The sequence below is a fragment of the uncultured Olsenella sp. genome (genome assembly GCF_959602185.1).
Lineage (GTDB): Bacteria > Actinomycetota > Coriobacteriia > Coriobacteriales > Atopobiaceae > Olsenella_I > Olsenella_I phocaeensis.
On sequence record NZ_CAUGRZ010000017.1, the window covers coordinates 1 to 16,803 of the forward strand.

General features: G+C 65.2%; 14 protein-coding genes. 9 read left to right on the forward strand and 5 right to left on the reverse strand.

Features of this window, described 5'->3' with window-relative positions:
- Positions 1 to 123: 123 nt before the first annotated feature.
- Positions 124 to 1,062, reverse strand: coding sequence for a 3-hydroxyacyl-CoA dehydrogenase (locus tag Q5923_RS09425; RefSeq protein ID WP_303133649.1), 939 nt, complete (start codon positions 1,060 to 1,062; stop codon positions 124 to 126).
- 199 nt (positions 1,063 to 1,261) lie between these two features.
- Between Q5923_RS09425 and Q5923_RS09430 the strand changes: the two genes are divergently transcribed.
- Complete coding sequence (locus tag Q5923_RS09430) at positions 1,262 to 1,660, forward strand: DUF1304 domain-containing protein (protein WP_303133651.1); 399 nt, start codon at positions 1,262 to 1,264, stop codon at positions 1,658 to 1,660.
- Between the two features lie 161 nt (positions 1,661 to 1,821).
- Here the strand turns inward: Q5923_RS09430 and Q5923_RS09435 are convergent, their stop codons facing one another.
- Complete coding sequence (locus tag Q5923_RS09435; RefSeq protein ID WP_303133653.1) at positions 1,822 to 2,772, reverse strand: helix-turn-helix transcriptional regulator; 951 nt, start codon at positions 2,770 to 2,772, stop codon at positions 1,822 to 1,824.
- A 251-nt stretch (positions 2,773 to 3,023) separates the two neighbouring features.
- Here Q5923_RS09435 and Q5923_RS09440 point away from each other — a divergent pair, with 251 nt between their 5' ends.
- From Q5923_RS09440 to Q5923_RS09465, 6 genes are all read left to right on the forward strand, one after another.
- The gene (locus tag Q5923_RS09440) at positions 3,024 to 4,940 is read left to right on the forward strand and encodes an ABC transporter ATP-binding protein (protein WP_303133655.1); all 1,917 of its coding nucleotides are present in this window, start codon (positions 3,024 to 3,026) and stop codon (positions 4,938 to 4,940) included.
- Positions 4,941 to 4,943: 3 nt separating this feature from the next.
- Positions 4,944 to 6,683: an ABC transporter ATP-binding protein gene (locus Q5923_RS09445; RefSeq protein WP_303133657.1), complete on the forward strand. Its 1,740-nt coding sequence runs from the start codon at positions 4,944 to 4,946 to the stop codon at positions 6,681 to 6,683.
- A 490-nt stretch (positions 6,684 to 7,173) separates the two neighbouring features.
- Entirely contained in the window at positions 7,174 to 7,566 is a 393-nt protein-coding gene (locus tag Q5923_RS09450; protein WP_303133659.1) for a hypothetical protein, read from the forward strand.
- Between the two features lie 29 nt (positions 7,567 to 7,595).
- Complete coding sequence (locus Q5923_RS09455; protein ID WP_303133661.1) at positions 7,596 to 8,096, forward strand: hypothetical protein; 501 nt, start codon at positions 7,596 to 7,598, stop codon at positions 8,094 to 8,096.
- A complete protein-coding gene (locus tag Q5923_RS09460; protein ID WP_303133662.1) occupies positions 8,090 to 9,382 on the forward strand; it encodes a hypothetical protein in 1,293 nt (430 codons plus the stop codon). The genes Q5923_RS09455 and Q5923_RS09460 overlap by 7 nt, the downstream gene beginning before the upstream one ends.
- Positions 9,379 to 10,107 (forward strand): ATP-binding cassette domain-containing protein, encoded by a 729-nt coding sequence (locus Q5923_RS09465; RefSeq protein WP_303133664.1) that lies wholly within the window; start codon positions 9,379 to 9,381, stop codon positions 10,105 to 10,107. Before Q5923_RS09460 ends, Q5923_RS09465 begins: the two co-directional genes overlap by 4 nt.
- 69 nt (positions 10,108 to 10,176) lie before the next feature.
- On the opposite strand, the gene Q5923_RS09470 is transcribed toward Q5923_RS09465, so the two are convergent.
- Together Q5923_RS09470 and Q5923_RS09475 are read right to left on the reverse strand one after the other, a co-directional pair.
- Positions 10,177 to 11,379, reverse strand: coding sequence for an NADP-dependent isocitrate dehydrogenase (locus Q5923_RS09470; RefSeq protein ID WP_303133665.1), 1,203 nt, complete (start codon positions 11,377 to 11,379; stop codon positions 10,177 to 10,179).
- A 600-nt stretch (positions 11,380 to 11,979) separates the two neighbouring features.
- Positions 11,980 to 13,257 (reverse strand): PucR family transcriptional regulator, encoded by a 1,278-nt coding sequence (locus Q5923_RS09475; RefSeq protein WP_303133667.1) that lies wholly within the window; start codon positions 13,255 to 13,257, stop codon positions 11,980 to 11,982.
- Positions 13,258 to 13,470: 213 nt separating this feature from the next.
- On the opposite strand from Q5923_RS09475, the gene Q5923_RS09480 reads away from it, so the two are divergent.
- Both Q5923_RS09480 and Q5923_RS09485 read left to right on the forward strand, forming a co-directional pair.
- Positions 13,471 to 13,617 carry a hypothetical protein gene (locus Q5923_RS09480; protein ID WP_303133669.1) on the forward strand — a complete coding sequence of 49 codons (147 nt, stop codon included), beginning with the start codon at positions 13,471 to 13,473 and terminating at the stop codon, positions 13,615 to 13,617.
- Complete coding sequence (locus Q5923_RS09485; RefSeq protein ID WP_303133670.1) at positions 13,590 to 14,879, forward strand: ATP-binding protein; 1,290 nt, start codon at positions 13,590 to 13,592, stop codon at positions 14,877 to 14,879. The genes Q5923_RS09480 and Q5923_RS09485 overlap by 28 nt, the downstream gene beginning before the upstream one ends.
- Before the next feature lie 146 nt (positions 14,880 to 15,025).
- On the opposite strand, the gene Q5923_RS09490 is transcribed toward Q5923_RS09485, so the two are convergent.
- On the reverse strand, positions 15,026 to 16,747 hold the full coding sequence (locus Q5923_RS09490; protein ID WP_303133671.1) for a DUF3825 domain-containing protein: 1,722 nt from the start codon (positions 16,745 to 16,747) through the stop codon (positions 15,026 to 15,028).
- Positions 16,748 to 16,803: the final 56 nt, after the last annotated feature.

The window sequence follows — 16,803 nt, forward strand, 5'->3', positions numbered from 1 at the left end:
CCCCCCGACTGCGCCCCCCGCGCCGCCCCCCCCCCACACCCCCGGGGCGGGCGCGCCGCGTTTCCGGGCAGGCTCCTGTCGTCCATCAGCCACGACCTGCCCCGCGATACCTACTATCGAGCTCTACTTGCGGTAGTCGTAGAAGCCCTTGCCGGCGTTGACGCCCGTCTCGCCTGCGTCGATCTTCTCCTTGAGCTTGGCGGCGATCTTGCCCTGGATGGTCGAGGGGTCCTTGGCGCGCGGGTCCATGACCGCAATGTTGTACGCGGTGGTCAGGCCCACGATGTCCAGGATGCGGAAGGGGCCGGCGGGCGCGCCGGTGCCCAGCTGCCAGGTCTTGTCGATGGTCTCGGGGTCGGCCACGTCGTTTGCCCACAGCGCCTGCGAGGCGTTGAGGAAGGGCACGAGCATCGAGTTCAGGATGTAGCCGGGCTGCTCCTTGTGGAGCTGCAGGGGCACCATGCCTATGGCCTCGGCGAACTCGACGACCATGTCGTAGTACTCCTGCTCGGTGCCGGCATGGCCCATGACCTCGCCGGTGTTGTTGCGCCAGATCTCGTTGGCGAAGTGCAGGGCCAGGTACTTGGCGGGACGGCCGGTGGCCTCGGCGAAGCTGCTGGGCAGCATGGTCGAGGAGTTGGTGGCGATGACGGTCTTCTCGGGCAGGTGCTTGGCCAGCTCCTCGTAGAAGGCGGTCTTCTGCGCGGGGTCCTCGGCGATGGACTCGATCACGAGGTCCGCGTCCTCGGCGGCCTCGGCGTAGCTGGTGGTGAGCCTCAGGCCCTCGTATGCCTTGGTGACCTGCTCCTTGAGGGCGTCGATGCCGGCGTCGTCGGGCTTCTCGTCCGCGAAGCCGCGGGCCCACGCCGCAGGGTTGGTCTTGGAGGCCTCGAGGGTCTGCAGGTAGATGTCGCGCAGACGCTCGAACTTGGGCTTGGCGCGCTCGATGGAGGCATCGCTCCTCAGCCACACGGTGACGTCGAAGCCGCGGAACGCGGTCTGGAAGGCGATCTGGCTGCCAAGGACGCCGCCACCGGCGACTACGACTTTCTTGAAGTTCATGTTGGTTCTCCCTTCGGAGTGTCTTGTTGCGCGCAGCGCCATTGGCTGCGGCAGGGGGTTGGCGCGCCTGGGGCGCTACCGTTAGGCGCAGTATTCCCACTAACACGCCGAAATGCCACACAATGCGAATTTATTTGGTCCGTGGCGGGTGGTCGTTGGGTACAAGGCCAAGGTACGAAGGCATTGCAGAAGGTCCGGGATGCGTCCTGCGGCCACGAATCGTTTGGGGTTCGTCATGAGCATCGTCACCACCACCCTGGCCACCCTCGTGGGCCTGGAGTTTCTCTACATCATGTACCTCGAGACCTTCGCCACGGCATCGGAGTCCACGAGTCGCGTATTCTCGATCCCAGTGGGCGAGCTCGAGGGCAAGACCGTGAGCACCCTCTTCAAGAACCAGGGCGTCTACAACGGCCTCATCGGCCTGGCCATCCTCTGGGGCACCTTCCTCAGCGGAAGCCCCCGCGAGGTCGTGGGCATGCTCCTGGTCCTGGTGGTCCTCGTGGCCATCTATGGCGGCATGACCAGCAGCCGCTCCATCATCTGGAAGCAGGGCGGCCTGGCGATGGTCGCCCTCGTGATCCTGGCCCTGCTCTAGGGGAGAGGGGCGAGCTGCCGTTGCGGCAGAGTCTCGCGTTCGGGCCCGTGCATGCCGGGTGGCGGGCGCAGGCCTCGCCTCCACTGGAGACGAATTGGCGTCATGCCCGCGCACGCCAGGCGGTGGGGTCGACCGCCAGCGCGGTGAGCGGCACCGCGAGGTCATGCCCGTGCGCGCCAGGCGGTGGGGGAGAGGCCCGTCTCCCTCCTGAACGCGCTTGAGAACGCTGCCGGGGTGGAGTAGCCCACCGCGCGGGCGACCTCCGCCACGGGCATGCGGCCCTCGGCAAGGAGGCTGCGCGCCCGGCGCATCCTCGAGCCGCGCGCATAGTTGCCCAGCGTCTGTCCTGTGACGTGCTTGAACACGGCACAGAGGTGGGTGTGGCCACAGTGGGTGGCACGGGCGATCTGCTCCACGGAGGGCGGCCCGGAGGGTGCGGTGTCTATGATGCGTCGGGCCTCTCGGACGAGGGAGAGGTCCTCCCACGAGAGCCCTCCGGACTGGGCAGAGACCGTCTCGTCCGCCCAGCTCAGGAACCTTCCGACCTCCTCATGGACGTCTCGTTCGAAGGTCGGTCGCTGGTCGGTGCGGCCCAGCCTCCACGTGCCCATGCGCGCCAAGAGTCCCCTCAGCTCTTCGTTCACGTCATTGGGGTCGAGAAGCGACAGCTCGTCCTTCACCGACGAGAAGTCGCGCCCGTAGATGGCGGCGTTGCACCTGAAGAAGTCGGGCGTGAGGCAGAGGCTCGTGGAGCGGATCCGCTCGCCCCTGCCGAGGAACGACTTGGTCTCGCCCGGGCCCTGCGAGAACGCCGCCACGTTTCCCGATGCGCGGAGGTTGGTGATGGGGACGGGCGAGTACGCCGCCGAGTCGCGCGACCCCACGCAGAGGCAGATCGACTCGATGGGGTACTCCCTGAGCACGTAGTCCTCGCTCACGACGAGGTCGAGGAAGTTGACCAGGCAGCCCTCGGTGGGGGACACGTTTGCCATCCGTCCGCGGCTCCAGCCGTCGTATGCCTCGGCCACCAGGCCGTCGGAGCGATGCCGGAAGGCCCGCGCGTGCATCTGGGCCAGCTGTGGCTCGAAGAGCTGCCTCAGGCTCTGGTTCATTCTCGCCTTCTTCCCGTGCTTCGTCACTGCTGGCTCGCATCCACGCCAGCGTCGCCGCCCGCCGTCCCGCACTTTCGATTTCTTCCGCATGTGGCGGGCGACCTCCCCCTCACCTGCAAAATACAGTTTACTCAAACTAACTGTTTGTGATCCGGGGAGCCGGCGCGACCGCGCCCGGCGTCCGACGCCTGGTGCCCGTTGCCCGGCGCACGGTGCCGCAGGGGCCCGCCCGGGCGAGCAAGGAGGTTCTCATGACAGAAAGGAAGGCCGAGGGGGGCAAGTCCCCCCAGGCACGGGAGAGGGGCGGCACGTCGCGGCAGGGCGGCGGACTGTCCCAGATCCTGAGCTTCGCGGGAGGGCACAGGCGCTTCACCTACCTGGGCATCGTGCTCTCGGCGGTGTCGATGCTGCTGGGCTTCGTGCCCTACGTCTGCATCTGGCTGGTCGTCCGCGACCTCATCGCGGTCGCTCCCGACTGGTCGGCCGCGACCAGCCTCTCGACCTACGGATGGGTCGCCTTCGTCACGGCGATGGTGGGCATCCTGGTCTACTTCGGCGCCCTCATGTGCACGCACATTGCCGCGTTCCGCACCGCGAACAACATGCGCAAGGCCTGCGCCGAGCACCTCATGCGCGTGCCGCTGGGCTACTTCGACACGCACGCGTCCGGCGAGATACGCCGCATCATCGACGGCTCCGTGGGCCTGACCGAGACCCTCCTCGCCCACCAGTTGCCCGACATGGGCGGCACCGTGGCCATGGTCGTGGGCATGCTCGTGATGCTCTTCGTGTTCGACTGGCGCATGGGCCTCGCCTGCCTGCTCGCCGCCGTCATCTCGGTCGGCTGCCTCATGAGCATGATGAGCGGCGATCGCATGGACTACATGAACAAGTACCAGGCCGCCATGGACCGCATGAACAAGGCCGGGACGGAGTACGTGCGCGGCATACCCGTGGTCAAGGTGTTCCAGCAGACCGTCTACTCCTTCAAGGCGTTCCACGACGCGATCAAGGACTACGGGGACATGGCGCACGAGTACTCCGTGACGCTCTGCCGCGTCCCGCAGTCGCTCAACCTCACCTTCGTGGACGGCGTGGTCGTCCTGCTGGTTCCGGCGGTGCTGCTCATCGCCCCCGGCGTCACCGACTGGGCGAAGTTCCTCACCGACTACGCGTTCTATGCGATCTTCTCGGCCGTCATATCCACCGCGTTGCAGCGGCTGATGTTCGTCGCCGCCTACACGCAGCAGGCGGGCAACGCCATGAGCCGCATCTCCGGCGTCCTCGCGGCACCGACGCTCGCGGAGCCCGCCGAGCCCCGCCACCCGGCGGACGCCTCCATAGCCTTCGACGACGTGTCCTTCTCCTACGAGGGTGCGGCCACGCCCGCCCTCGACCACGTGAGCCTCGAGGTTCCCTCCGGCTCCACCGTGGCGCTCGTCGGCCCCTCTGGCGGCGGCAAGACCACGGCCGCGAGCCTGGTCCCCCGCTTCTGGGACGTTGGCTCCGGCGCGGTGCGCGTGGGCGGCGTCGACGTTCGGCAGATCGCCCAGCACGAGCTCATGGACCAGGTCGCGTTCGTGTTCCAGAACGACCGCCTGTTCAAGGGGACCATCCTGGACAACGTCCGCGCCGCGCGGCCGGACGCGACGCGCGAGCAGGCGCTCGCCGCGCTCGAGGCGGCCCAGTGCTCCGACATCGTCGCCAAGATGCCCCACGGGGTCGACGAGTTCATAGGCACGGGCGGTACGTACCTCTCCGGCGGAGAGGTCCAGCGCATCGCGCTCGCCCGCGCGATCCTCAAGGACTCTCCCATCGTGGTCCTGGACGAGGCGACCGCCTTCGCCGACCCCGAGAACGAGGCTCTCATCCAGCGCGCGCTGGCGCGTCTCGCCAAGGGTCGCACGGTGCTCATGGTGGCGCATCGCCTCTCGACGGTGAGGGGCGCCGACCAGATCGTGGTGCTCGACGCAGGTCATGTGGTGGAGAGGGGCACGCACGATCAGCTGGTGGCCGCAGGCGGCCTGTACGCGCGCATGTGGGCCGACTACCAGACGGCCGTCGACTGGAAGATAGCGGGGTCGCGGGGCGGGTCCTCCGGGGCCGCGCCGGCAGCGAGAGGGGCGGCCGCAGGCGCGGACGCCGCAGCCACCGGAAGGGAGGCGTAGGAGATGTTCGACCTTCAGAAGCGCCACGGCCTCTCCGAGCAGGGGGCGGCAAACGTGAAAAAGGGGATCTTCTGGACCGTGGTCGTGAACCTCGTGGTCATGTCCAGCATGAGCCTGCTCTACTTCCTCATGCGCGACCTCATGGCGGCCTACCAGGGCCAGGCGGGCCTTCCGTCGGCCATTCCCTACCTCGTGGGCTGCCTCGCCTTCTTCGTGCTCTCGTTCGTCACGCACATGCAGCAGTACAACAACACCTACGGCACCGTGTACGACGAGGTGTCCAAGATCCGCATCTCGCTCGCCGAGCGCCTGCGCAAGCTGCCGCTCTCGTTCTTCGGCAGCCATGACCTGGCGGACCTGACCGAGACGGTCATGGGCGACGTGGACAAGTTGGAGCACGTGTGGTCGCACGTGCTGGGCTACCTCTATGGCTCGTTCGTCTCGACGGCGATCGTCGCGGTGGGCCTCCTCGCCTTCAACTGGCAGCTGGCCATCGCGGCGCTCTGGACCGTGCCCGTCGCGTTCTGGTTGCTCTTCGCCTCGCAGCGCTGGGTGCGCCCCCTGCAGGTGGTCGGTCGCCAGAAGGGGGTCGAGGTCTCCGACGCCATCCAGGAGATGCTCGACAGCGTGCGCGAGGTCCACGCCACCAACCAGGTGGACGGCTACCTCCGCTCCGTCAACCGGAAGGTCGACGAGTCCGAGGCGGCGAACCTCAGGTCCGAGCTCGTGGGCGGCGTCTTCGTGAACGGGTGCTCGATCACCCTGCGCCTGGGAATCGCCACCACGATCCTCGTGGGCGCTATGCTGATCGCCTCGGGCGGCACCGACTTCCTGACCCTCTTCATGTTCCTCCTGGCGATCTCGCGCATCTATGCGCCGTTCGACCAGTCGCTCGCGCTGGTGTACGAGCTGCTCGCCTCAAAGGTCTCGTCCGACAGGCTCCGCCGCTTCTTTGACGAGCCGCTCGCCACGGGCAGCGAGGACTTCTCGCCCGCAGGGCACGACATCGAGTTCGACCACGTGGCGTTCCGCTACGGCGACGGCGCGGAGAGCGTGCTGGACGACGTGAGCTTCATCGCGCGCGAGGGCGAGGTCACGGCGCTGGTCGGGCCTTCGGGTTCCGGCAAGTCCACCTGCGCGCGTCTGGTGGCCCGCCTGTGGGACGCCGACTCCGGTGCCGTGAGGGTGGGCGGCGTCGACGTGTCCACGGTCGACCCCGAGACGCTCTACGGCCACTGCTCCATCGTCTTCCAGGACGTCATGCTCTTCGACGACACGGTGATGGAGAACATCCGCCTGGGACGCCGCGGGGCAACCGACGAGGAGGTCCTCTCCGCGGCGCGCGCGGCAAACTGCGACGAGTTCGTGGACAGGCTGCCCCAGGGGTATGGCACGATGATCGGCGAGAACGGCAGCCGGCTCTCCGGCGGGGAGCGCCAGCGCATCTCCATCGCCCGCGCCATGCTCAAGGGCGCGCCGATCGTGCTTTTGGACGAGGCGACGGCGTCGCTCGACGTGGAGAACGAGACCAAGGTCCAGAGGGCGCTCTCGACCCTGCTCAGGGGCAAGAGCACGCTGGTGATCGCGCACCGCATGCGCACCGTGTCCAATGCGGACAAGGTCGTGGTGCTGGAGGGCGGCCGCGTGAGCGAGCAGGGGAGGCCCCAGGACCTGCTGGCGGCGGGTGGCACGTTCGCACGCATGGTGAGCCTGCAGCAACAGAGCGAGGGCTGGGCCATCTAGGCGAGAGGGACGGGCCGGGCGTCGTGGCGGGCCGGCGTCGTGGCGGGCCGGCGTCGTGGCGGGCGTCCGGCCTGCCGGTCTGATAGGTGCCATGCTCGACGGCTTGCCTGGGCGACAGTTTGCCTGGGCGACGGCTTGCCTGAGCGGAAGGCTAGTGCGAATTGGTAGCGACGCGTCGGCCCGGGAGGGGGGGGAGTCCTTCTCCCGGGCCGATTTGTCGGTGCTTTGCCAAGGCAGAAGTGCCGACAATCCGCCTGTCGTGATACAAATTCGGCTTCGGCATTCGGTTTGTCGGTACTTCCTCCCAAGAAATATACCGACGAACGATTGGCCACGTACAGCTTGAAAACCCATTTGCTTAAGTAGAAAATTGAAAATATCTTTAAAATTAGGTAGATTGTGTATACGTGAATCAACTTATTATGAAAAGCAGCTTTATTGAAGCTGGCCCGCCCATGAAAGGCGGGCCCGTTCTTGTCGGGTGACACATATGCCGCTGACCAAACCGCGCGTCGCCTTGCTCGCGTTCGTGCTGTCCCTGCTCATGCTGGGCTCGACCTCCCTCTATGTCTATTGGGTCGTGCAGCGGCAGCTGAGCCTCGAGGGAAGAAACCTCTGCTCCACGTCTGCCTTGCGGGTCGACGTCACTCCCGCAACCGCCGTCCGGCTCGTGCACGAGGTTGGCGGAGACGCGCGTGCATTCGTCGACCTGGACGACTTCGGCATCGTGCGTGCGTTCGTCGCCGCGCATCCCGAATCCTTTGACTACCCCGCATCCGCTCGGCAGCCAGACGAAGCCACTGGCGGCCCATTCCGCAGTGGCGGGAAACAGGGTGGGCGCCACGACGATTGGCGGGAGCCAGTTCGTCCTCTTTGGATCTGAGCGGTTTTCCCCTGGTGGGACGGCTTGGTATGGGGAGCGAGTCGCTCCTTGACCGCTCCGTCCTCATTGCCGACGAGGAGGTCTTCGCAAGGAGCGGCGTCGGCGGGACGGTTGTCATCGATGGGGCGAGGGCGGTAAGGCGACTGAGGGAGATTGCTCCGGACGTGAGGGTTGCGCCCATGGCGGCCGGAGCCTCCGACCGCACGAACGTCGACGTCATCTCGCCGGTTCTGATTCGGCTTGGCGTCGTGGGAGAGTTCCTTGGCTCCGTCGTGGCGGGCGCACCCATGGCGCGCCTCGTAGCGCCATGGGTGCGTTCGTGCATCGTCTTGGGCGTATCTTGGCGGAGGGTTCTTCTCCAGGTCGTGGGGACCTTGCTCATGTGCTGCCTCGCAGCCTTGGCGGTCGTCTTGCTGCCTGTGATGCGCGTCTCGGGGAGGGACGTAGCCGCACTGGCTCCCGCCCTCGCCGTCTGTATGGTCTTTGCAGCCTCCTTCTGCGTCTCGTCTAAGGCGGCTCTGCCATGGTGAGGGCCTTCGTGCGTGAGCTGCTCTATGACCTGCGTCTGGGATTGTTCCCGCGCGTGGCGAGGAGCGTCCTTCTTGGCACCCTCTTGGCGGTCACCTATTGCCTCGCGTCGTTCTCCGCCTCTGCCGTCGGGTTGTTCAAGACGAGCTTGCGGGATGGTGCCGAGCGTGAGTTCGTGTCGATAACGGACACGCTTGGGACGGCCGAGTTCCAGGGCTACAAGGGTGACCTCGACGGGATCGGACGCGTGCAAGGCTTCTACAATGCCCTGTCCCATGACCTGTCGGGTGGCACGTATCTGTCCATTTTCGGGCAGCCCATCGCCGTCAGGCATTCGGAGCCGATTCGCGATTTTGCCGTGGTTGCGTTTGGGTGGAGCTGGGATCCCTGTCCGTACGAGGACAAGATCCTTGGCGGGCTGGCCTACGACGTCCCTGCAGTCCAACTGGACAAGAACGCGTGGGACTTCTATGGCCTTCGCCTTGCGGACGGCTCTGGCAAGGTCGATTGGGCCACCGTGACCTACGAGGCCGATACGTGCCAGCCGGTGGTGCTGGGCTCCGGGTACTCTCGTCTGTATAAGGTGGGCGATAGGATCGATGCCCGGTTCTATACGAGGCCTCTCACCTTTGAGGTCGTCGGCTTCCTCGAGGAGCGCTCGGCCGTCTTCTACAAGGGAGACTTCAATTACTCGTTGGACGAGATGGTGGTCATCCCCTATCCCCTCAGACTCGACTCGGTAAAAAGGGGAGTGGGCGACCCCGAGGACTTCAACAGAGCACTCGCTTTTGCCATGGTATCGGGTGACATCGCCCTGGACGAGGGCTCTTCGCCCGATTCCGTAGCCAACGAGCTTGCGCTCATCGGCCAGAGGACGGGCTTCACGAGCTATGCGTTGCTTGGCACACCGGAGTACCTCATCCAGTTCAGGCTCATTAGAAACCTCGTGCTGTCAAACGTGTCCCTGGTCGTCTGCACGCTGGCACTCCTCGCGGCAGTGCTCCTGGGGCTTGCGACGGTGGTCTCGTGGCAGCTCTCGTCGCAAAGGGAGAGGCGAGATGCGGCCCTGTGGCACCTTGGCTCGGGCTGGGCATATGTCAGAGGCGTCGCGGTCGTGTCGAATCTGGTGTATTGGATCCTGTCCATGGCGCTGTTCCTGCTGTTCCTTCTTGCGATGCCTGGTGGCAGCCTTGCGGCGCTTGGACTGTGTCTGGTCGTCGCGATTGTCCTTGGCATTCTCGAGGACCTGCTGGATGGGGCGCTGTTGAGGAGGGTGCTGGTCAAATGACGTTGAGAGGCGCGGATGTGGTCGCGGCAAGCCCCTTGATGGACCTGGATATGGTTGCGGCACGTCCCCTGGTCGACCTTCGCGTCGACGCGAAGCGCGTGAGGGAGCCGAACGGAGACAGGAGGACTCTCGTTGCGGACAGTCGCTTCGTGCTGACGGAGCGGGACGGCTCCGTGGCTATCCGTGGGCGCAGCGGTGCGGGGAAGACCACGCTGTTGCGCATGTTGGCTGGCCTAGACGCCGATTACGATGGCGAGTACCGCTTTGATGGCATCTTGCTGCCGAAAAGCGTCAGGGAGCTGGTGCGGATACGCCAGGGCACCATTGGCTACGTCACCCAGGTTCCGCGTCTTCTGACCGACCGCAGCGTGCTGGACAACGTGCTGCTCGGACTGTCTCATGCCAGCCATGCCGTGGAGGAGGCGGGGCTCCTGCTGGAGCGCGTGGGGCTCCCGCTCTATCAGCGCAAGAGGGCAGGAAGGTTGTCTGGTGGCGAGGCCCAGCGCGTGGCATTGGTCCAGACCCTCGTGAGGAGGCCGCGGATCCTGCTTGCGGACGAGCCAACGGGTTCGCTGGACGAGGAGACGGAGCGTGTCATATTGGACCTGCTCGTCGACCTGCAGTCCGAGGGCGTGCGCGTCGTCGTTGCCACGCACAGCGACCTCGTCGCAGAGACCTGCGGCCGCTCGGTGTGGATTCGGGAAAAACGCTTGGTCTCAGCTTAGGTCGTCACCGCGGCAGGCGTCTGCCACCAGTTTGCTTGTGGTTGCGCAATGGGCCGGCTGGCGGACTCCCTACCCCTGCAGCCTCTCGGCGACGGCGAGGATGAACTCCTCGGTGTCCATCGTGACGGGCTCGGGCAGGCTCGTGATGCGCGCGAGGTCGCCCGTCATCTGGCCTGCCTCGATGGTCTCGATGGTGGCCGCCTCCAGGCGGTCGGCAAAGCCACAGAGCCCGTCCAGCCCGTCCAGCTCGCCACGCTTGCGCAGCGCCCCGCTCCAGGCGAAGATCGTCGCGACCGAGTTGGTCGAGGTCCTCTCGCCTGCCAGATGCTTGTAGTAGTGGCGCTGCACGGTGCCGTGGGCGGCCTCGTACTCGTAGTATCCGTGGCGGCTGACCAGCACGGACGTCATCATGGCAAGGCTTCCGAAGGCACTGGAAAGCATGTCGCTCATCACGTCACCGTCGTAGTTCTTGCAGGCCCAGATGAAGCCGCCCTCGGCCTTCATGACTCGTGCGACGGCGTCGTCGATCAGGGTATAGAAGTACTCGATGCCCGCCGCCTCGAAGCGCGTGCGGTACTCGTCCTCATAGAGCTCGGCGAAGACGTCCTTGAAGCGGTGGTCGTAGGTCTTGCTGATGGTGTCCTTGGTGGCGAACCACAGGTCCTGTTTGGTGCTCAGCGCGTACTCGAAGCAACTGCGGGCGAAGCTCGTGATGGAGGAGTCCAGGTTGTGCATGCCCTGGATCACGCCGGGCCCCTCGAACTCGTGGATGAGCTCGCGGGTCTGGCTGCCGTCGGCGGCGGTGAAGACGAGCTCGGCGCGGCCGGCCCCGGGCACGCGGACCTCGGCGTTCTTGTAGACGTCACCGTAGGCATGGCGGGCGATGGTGATGGGGCGCTTCCAGCTGCGGACGACTGGCTCGATGCCGCGCACCACGATGGGCGCGCGGAACACGGTGCCGTCCAGCATGGCGCGGATGGTGCCGTTGGGGCTCTTCCACATCCTCTTGAGGCCGTATTCCTCGACGCGCTGGGCGTTGGGGGTGATGGTGGCGCACTTCACGGCCACGCCCAGGCGCTTGGTGGCCTCGGCGGAGTCGATGGTCACCTGGTCGTCCGTGAGGTCGCGGTTCCTGAGGCCGAGGTCAAAGTACTCGGTCTTGAGGTCCACGAAGGGCAGGATCAGGTCGTCCTTGATCATCTGCCAGATGATGCGGGTCATCTCGTCGCCGTCCATCTCTACGAGGAGGGTGGTCATGCGGATCTTGGACATGTCTGCCTCCGGGGGCTTCGCGCGTGGGCTGTGATGGTTCCGGGCGAGGGGCGGAGCGGATGTGCTGCGTGCGCCCTCGCGTGCGGGCTGCTTCCCAGTGTAGCCGCAGCGGGGGAGAGGGGCGCCGCATGCGGCGGTGACGTTGCGCGATGGTAGCAATGGGATGAGGGGTCGGTTGCGGTGGACTCGAGCGAGAATCCGCTCGCTCCTCGCCCGCGGTGCCGGTTCAATCGCCCACTTCGGGATTGCGGCGGCGGTTCCTCTCACCCACTTCGCCCCTCCCGCGCGAGGACCGCAAAGTGGGTGGTTCACGAGGTGCGTGCGGGTGAGAACGAGGTGCGTGCGGGTGAGAATTCACTCATTTCTCGCCTGCCATGGCAGCTTGTCCACCCACTTCGACCTTTTCGCGCGGGAGTGCCGAAGTGGGTGGTTCACGGTGGTCGTGCAGGTGAGAAACGACCCACATCTCGCTTGCGGCGACGCATCTCCAACCCACATCGCGCTTCCCGCGGTACATCTCCAACCCACATCGCGCTTCCTGCGCAAGGACCGCGAAGTGGGTGGTTGGCAATGGTTCGGCGGGCGAGAGGCGCCGCATCCTCAGTCCAGGCCCAGCACCTCTCGGCAGCGCATGACGCGCCAGGCGAGCGCGAGCTGCTCCATCTGCTCTGACTTTCGGGGCGAGAGCCCCGTCACCTGGGCAATCCGGTCGAGTCGATAGCGTATCGTGTTCTGGTGCTGTCCCAGCGCCTGAGCGCAACGGCCCACGCTCTGCCCCTCCCTCAGGAAGCAGGCGAGCGTGGCCATGAGCTGCCCCTCGTGGGCGGCGTCAAACTCCTTCAGGGGCTCCATCAGCGAGTGAGAGTAACCCGCCATCTGGCTGCTTCCCACAAAGGGAAGCAGGGCCTTCTCAACTCCAAGCGCGTCGAAGCGGAGGCTCCTGCCCGCGTGCATGTCGTCCTGTCCTGCGAAGGCGCTCGCCCACAGTGCCTCGTGGAGCGCCTGGGCAAAGTCCTCGAGTCCCAGGTGGACGGAGCTCGCCCCCAGCGGCTGCGGCCGCTCGTTGCCGGGCGTCGCTTCTGACGGCAGCGACCCGCCCGCCGTCACCCCCAGTGGCTGCGGCCGCCCGCCAGCGGACGCTCCCGCACCGGCCAGGACCTCGGAGCGAAGCACTTCCATGCAACCGGCGAGGTCGATCCTCTCCTCCGGGTCCGTCGTCACGATTGCGAGGATTCCCCTGTGGTAGCAGACCAGGGCGCTGCCCACCCCTGCGAGCGAGCTGCGAAGGAAGGCGGCCTCGATCCGGCTCAGTTCCTGGGGGTCAGGCTCCTCGTCGAGACGCAGGTACAGGCAGGCGACGCGCTCCTCGAAGGAGGGGTTGATCGCCAGCGCGCACTCCCTCACCTCACGCGGGCTCGCGTCCTCTCGCAGGGCGAGGTCGATCTGGTTTGCGGCGAACGACGCCGACCCCAGGTCGCGTATGCGACCGGTCACCTCCACGATCACCTGGTCGAAGAAGAAGCCGTCCGACTGGACGACGAAGAGGGGGAGGTTGCGCGCGTTGGCGTAGCGCAGGGCTGACTCCGGCAGGGGCAGGTGCAGCGCGTTCTTTATGACCAGCGCGCTCGCGCCCTCGGCGACCAGCGTGCGCACTGCCTCGCCGATGAGGTAGGGGTCGTCCTTGGCATAGAGGAAGGTCGAGAGCACGAGCTGGCGAGGCGCGAGGTTCTTGTGCTGGTACTTGTCGCGCAGCCCGGGCATGAGCTCGTAGTCGAGGATCCCCACCTCATCGATGGTGCGCGCGAGCCCGCCTTGTCCCGCCACGAGCCGCAGCGAGTCCGCATAGAGGCGCTGGAAGTCGGAAACCGTGTAGAGCATGGCCACCAATCTTGTTGAAAGCAACAGTTTTTCTCAACTATAGATGGAAAAACGTACAGAAAGACAAGATGGAAAGGTCCAAAAGAGATAAGTGGTGAGAATGCCTTCCTCAAGTGGTTGTAGGTTTTCACAACAAGTGCCCTTGGAGCTGTCTCTGACGCCTCGCTAAGCTCTGGGGCATACGAGTGAGAATCCCGGAAGGGGAGGTTGCGGATGTCACGGCTGTTGGTGCTCTCGGCGGAGGACGTCAGGAAGGTCCTGACCATCAAGGACGCGCTCGATGCGGTCGAGGACGCGTACGGGCAGAAGGCCACGGGCGAGGCAAGCTTGTTGTGGGAATTGAGGACGATGGTGCTGTAACTGGCTTCAAGTGCGTCGGCGCGGGCTCGATGGAAGAGTTCGAGCAGCTGGTCATCTTTGAGTGCGTTCCGGCACCGGTTGTTAGCTGCGAGCGGATTGATATCAAGAATATCCAGGGTGAAGATGACGTTGTGCTCGTCCTGGACATTTCCCCATCGACGGATTCTGTAATAAGGCGCAAGGGCGATGATGCAGTCTTCCTGCGGCAGGGGGACAAGAGTCTCCGGCTGGGCGATCGTGAGATTCGTGCGCTTGAGTATGACAAGAACCAGCGTCTCTTTGAGGATGAGGTGTCGCGGCAGGCTACGATTCAAGATGTTGACCAAGAGGTGGTCAATCGCTATAGACAGGCCCTGGGAACCGATGCATCGGGTGAACAGGTCCTAAAGAGTCGTGGCTTTCTGATAGGCGGCTACCTGACGAATGCGGGCATCCTCTTATTTTCAGAAAATCCTTCACGATTTATGCCTCAGGCTCGCGTCCGCGTCCTTAGATATGAAGGCACGGAAATGGCCACGGGGCAGAGATTAAACGTGGTGAAGGATGTCACATTCGACGGACCGATACCCAAGACCGTTGATGGCGCCTCGGCTCTTATCGGGAGCATGCTTCGAGAGTTTCAGTACCTGGGTTCCGACGGACGCTTTAGGGTGATACCGGAGTATCCAGAGTTTGCTTGGTTCGAAGGCCTGGTGAACGCGGTAACGCATAGGGACTATGCGTTTTCGGGAGACTACGTTCGTGTCTCCATGTATGACGACAGGCTTGAAATCCAGAGCCCTGGACGACTTCCCAACATCGTGACGCTCGATAACATGCGTTCCACTCGTTATTCGCGCAATCCCAGGATTGCGCGAACCCTGGTGGAGTTTGGCTGGGTTAGGGAGCTCAATGAAGGCGTCAAACGTATCTATAGTGAAATGCAGGCGTTATTTTTGAACGATCCTAAGTTCTCTGAGCCAAACTCTGCCGCAGTGAGGATGGTGCTCGAAAACAGCATTACATCACGCGTGCTTAGGCGGAGCGAATCCATGCAAGATGGGGTCGGGGACGCGTATGGTTCGCTGGGCGAGTATGAGTTGGCTGCTGTGCAATGGATATACGGGAAGGGAAAAATCACTACTCGCGAACTGTCATCACTTATTGGCAAGGGCCTTACTCTTAGCTCAAAAACTCTGAGGGGACTTGCCGCAAAAGGAATCCTTGAGTGGCATGGCAATAGCAAAAACGACCCATCCCAGTTCTATTCCCTCCCAAAATAACGGAGTAGAACGGAGTAGAACGGAGTAAGGGGAGTTATATGGGTTGAAGATGCCACGTGTCTCCCCTTTATTTGCTGTGTACAGCCACCAAGGCACAAGGTCAATTCGGCCATCGGCGAACAGGCCTCGTCGATGGCCGAATTCTTCTATCCCAGTGCGCCTGCCAGCCAGGAGGGCATGTCACGGCTCAGGCTGCGAGCGCAGGTGTATGCGTTCGCAAGCGAGAGGATCGCGCAGCCGCGCCAGCGGCCGTCACCCTCAGGTGCCAGGGCGAGCGCCGATTCGGGCGTAGACCCGCTCGCGGGCCAGAGTGGCAACAACAGCGCGATTCCGTCACGGCGAGGGTCGTATGCCGCTGCAAGCTGGCACGGGCTCTGCCTCACCCGTCTGAGCGAGCGCTCAAGCAGGTCGTCGTCCGATTCCGCCAGCCTCGCACCGAGTCCGGGGGTAAGGTCCAGGGTTGCGCGCGTGGGGAGCGTCTGGGGCAGGCTGAGTGGCTCCGGCAGGGGCAGCGCGTGCCTCTCACCCGTCGCGTCCGCCGGCTCGAGTGCGGAGAGACGCTCGTCTCCATCGACGTCCCAGCCGGCGAACTGCCAGGGGATGTCTCCCTCGTGTGGCACGAAGCTCATGCAGAGGTACTGCCCGCATGCGGTGAGGAGGCCCGTGTTGAAGCCGGCGAGGCTCCCGTCGTCTGCCACGACGACGAGGCCGGCATGCCTGGCGCGCCAGAAGGTCAGGCAGAGGTACTCGCGCAGGACGCCGAGGTCCTCCTTGCCGGCAAGGCTCCAGGGCTCGTCTTCAGCCGCTGCCGCAAGTTGGGCGAGCAGGGGCTCCCAAGGTCCGATGACGGCAAACTGGGCGAGTTCGCGCTCGGGACTCACGTTCGCGCTGGTGGCGGCTGCGAAGTCAAGCAGCTGCCAGGCACCCTCTTCAGCGGGGGAGAGACCCTCGAGGCCGACGTCGGGAAGCTCTTCCTGGAAGCCGCCGTCGTCCACCCCCGTCATGCTCCAACGCTTGCCCGAGGGCGTGCGGGTGTTGCGACGCAGGGTCACCTCAAGTGGTGCCGAGCCGTCGGCGCGCAGGTAGCGCAGGGGGAAGCACAGTTGGCTGCGGCTGCCGTGGACGCTTCCGGTGGAGCGGGCCACGCGCCAGTCCTCGTCGAGCGTCGCGAGCACGTCCACGTCGGTGGGAAGCAGGGCATAGAGCCGCTCGAGGGCCTCGAGCTTGCAGCTCACCTCGGCCTGGAAGTCCCGTGGGAGGTCTGCCTGCAGCTGGACGGGAGGCAGCGGGTTGACGCGGACGGGACCTGCGGGCTCGCTTGGTGTCGGCGCGGGGCGTGCGGGTACGGGCTGGACGGGGGCAGGGCTTGCGACCGCCGCGGGCGTCGGTCGGGGTGCGACGATGGGCTTGGCGGCGACGGGGTGGCTGGGCGCAAGTGCGGGTGTCGCAGGCTGCGTGACTGCGGAAGCGCCGGCGGCAGGCCGTGCGGGCACAGCTGAGGGCTCGGCCGGGTGTCCTATCCGCGACGCAACTGGCTCGGCCTTTGCTACGGCAGCGGGGTCGGGCTGCGACTCGGCTGCCATCGTAGTGCCTTCCCGCTCCGTTTCGCCCTGTCCTTCCGCAGTGTCGGCGGTCCGGGCAAGTTCCTCCTCCAGGCCGTCGTAGGGGTCATAGGTGATGGTGAGCCTGATGGTGGGCTCGGGCGAGGGGGCGACGGGCCTCTCGCCTGCCCCTGGGTCCGCGACGGAGAGGCGCACCTCGTCCTTGTCTGCGACTTCCGCCGCATCCATGGGCTTCGTCGCTGCCTCTGGTGCTGCCGTGGTCACGTCTTCGGGCTCTGTGGCCACCGTGACTTCGGGTTTTGCCATGGCTGCGGGCATGCTTTCGTTCGTGGGCCCTTCAGCTGCCGCGACCTCCGGCTCCG

Excerpts from the sequence above, each read along its gene's own strand:
- Q5923_RS09475 (WP_303133667.1), bottom strand. The coding sequence starts at position 13,257 with ATGCTCTACACGGTTTCCGACTTCCAGCGCCTCTATGCGGACTCGCTG.
- Q5923_RS09445 (WP_303133657.1), top strand. The coding sequence starts at position 4,944 with ATGTTCGACCTTCAGAAGCGCCACGGCCTCTCCGAGCAGGGGGCGGCA.
- Q5923_RS09465 (WP_303133664.1), top strand. The coding sequence starts at position 9,379 with ATGACGTTGAGAGGCGCGGATGTGGTCGCGGCAAGCCCCTTGATGGAC.
- Q5923_RS09440 (WP_303133655.1), top strand. The coding sequence starts at position 3,024 with ATGACAGAAAGGAAGGCCGAGGGGGGCAAGTCCCCCCAGGCACGGGAG.
- Q5923_RS09480 (WP_303133669.1), top strand. The coding sequence starts at position 13,471 with ATGTCACGGCTGTTGGTGCTCTCGGCGGAGGACGTCAGGAAGGTCCTG.
- Q5923_RS09455 (WP_303133661.1), top strand. The coding sequence starts at position 7,596 with ATGGGGAGCGAGTCGCTCCTTGACCGCTCCGTCCTCATTGCCGACGAG.
- Q5923_RS09490 (WP_303133671.1), bottom strand. The coding sequence starts at position 16,747 with ATGGCAAAACCCGAAGTCACGGTGGCCACAGAGCCCGAAGACGTGACC.
- Q5923_RS09435 (WP_303133653.1), bottom strand. The coding sequence starts at position 2,772 with ATGAACCAGAGCCTGAGGCAGCTCTTCGAGCCACAGCTGGCCCAGATG.
- Q5923_RS09460 (WP_303133662.1), top strand. The coding sequence starts at position 8,090 with ATGGTGAGGGCCTTCGTGCGTGAGCTGCTCTATGACCTGCGTCTGGGA.
- Q5923_RS09470 (WP_303133665.1), bottom strand. The coding sequence starts at position 11,379 with ATGTCCAAGATCCGCATGACCACCCTCCTCGTAGAGATGGACGGCGAC.
- Q5923_RS09450 (WP_303133659.1), top strand. The coding sequence starts at position 7,174 with ATGCCGCTGACCAAACCGCGCGTCGCCTTGCTCGCGTTCGTGCTGTCC.
- Q5923_RS09430 (WP_303133651.1), top strand. The coding sequence starts at position 1,262 with ATGCGTCCTGCGGCCACGAATCGTTTGGGGTTCGTCATGAGCATCGTC.
- Q5923_RS09425 (WP_303133649.1), bottom strand. The coding sequence starts at position 1,062 with ATGAACTTCAAGAAAGTCGTAGTCGCCGGTGGCGGCGTCCTTGGCAGC.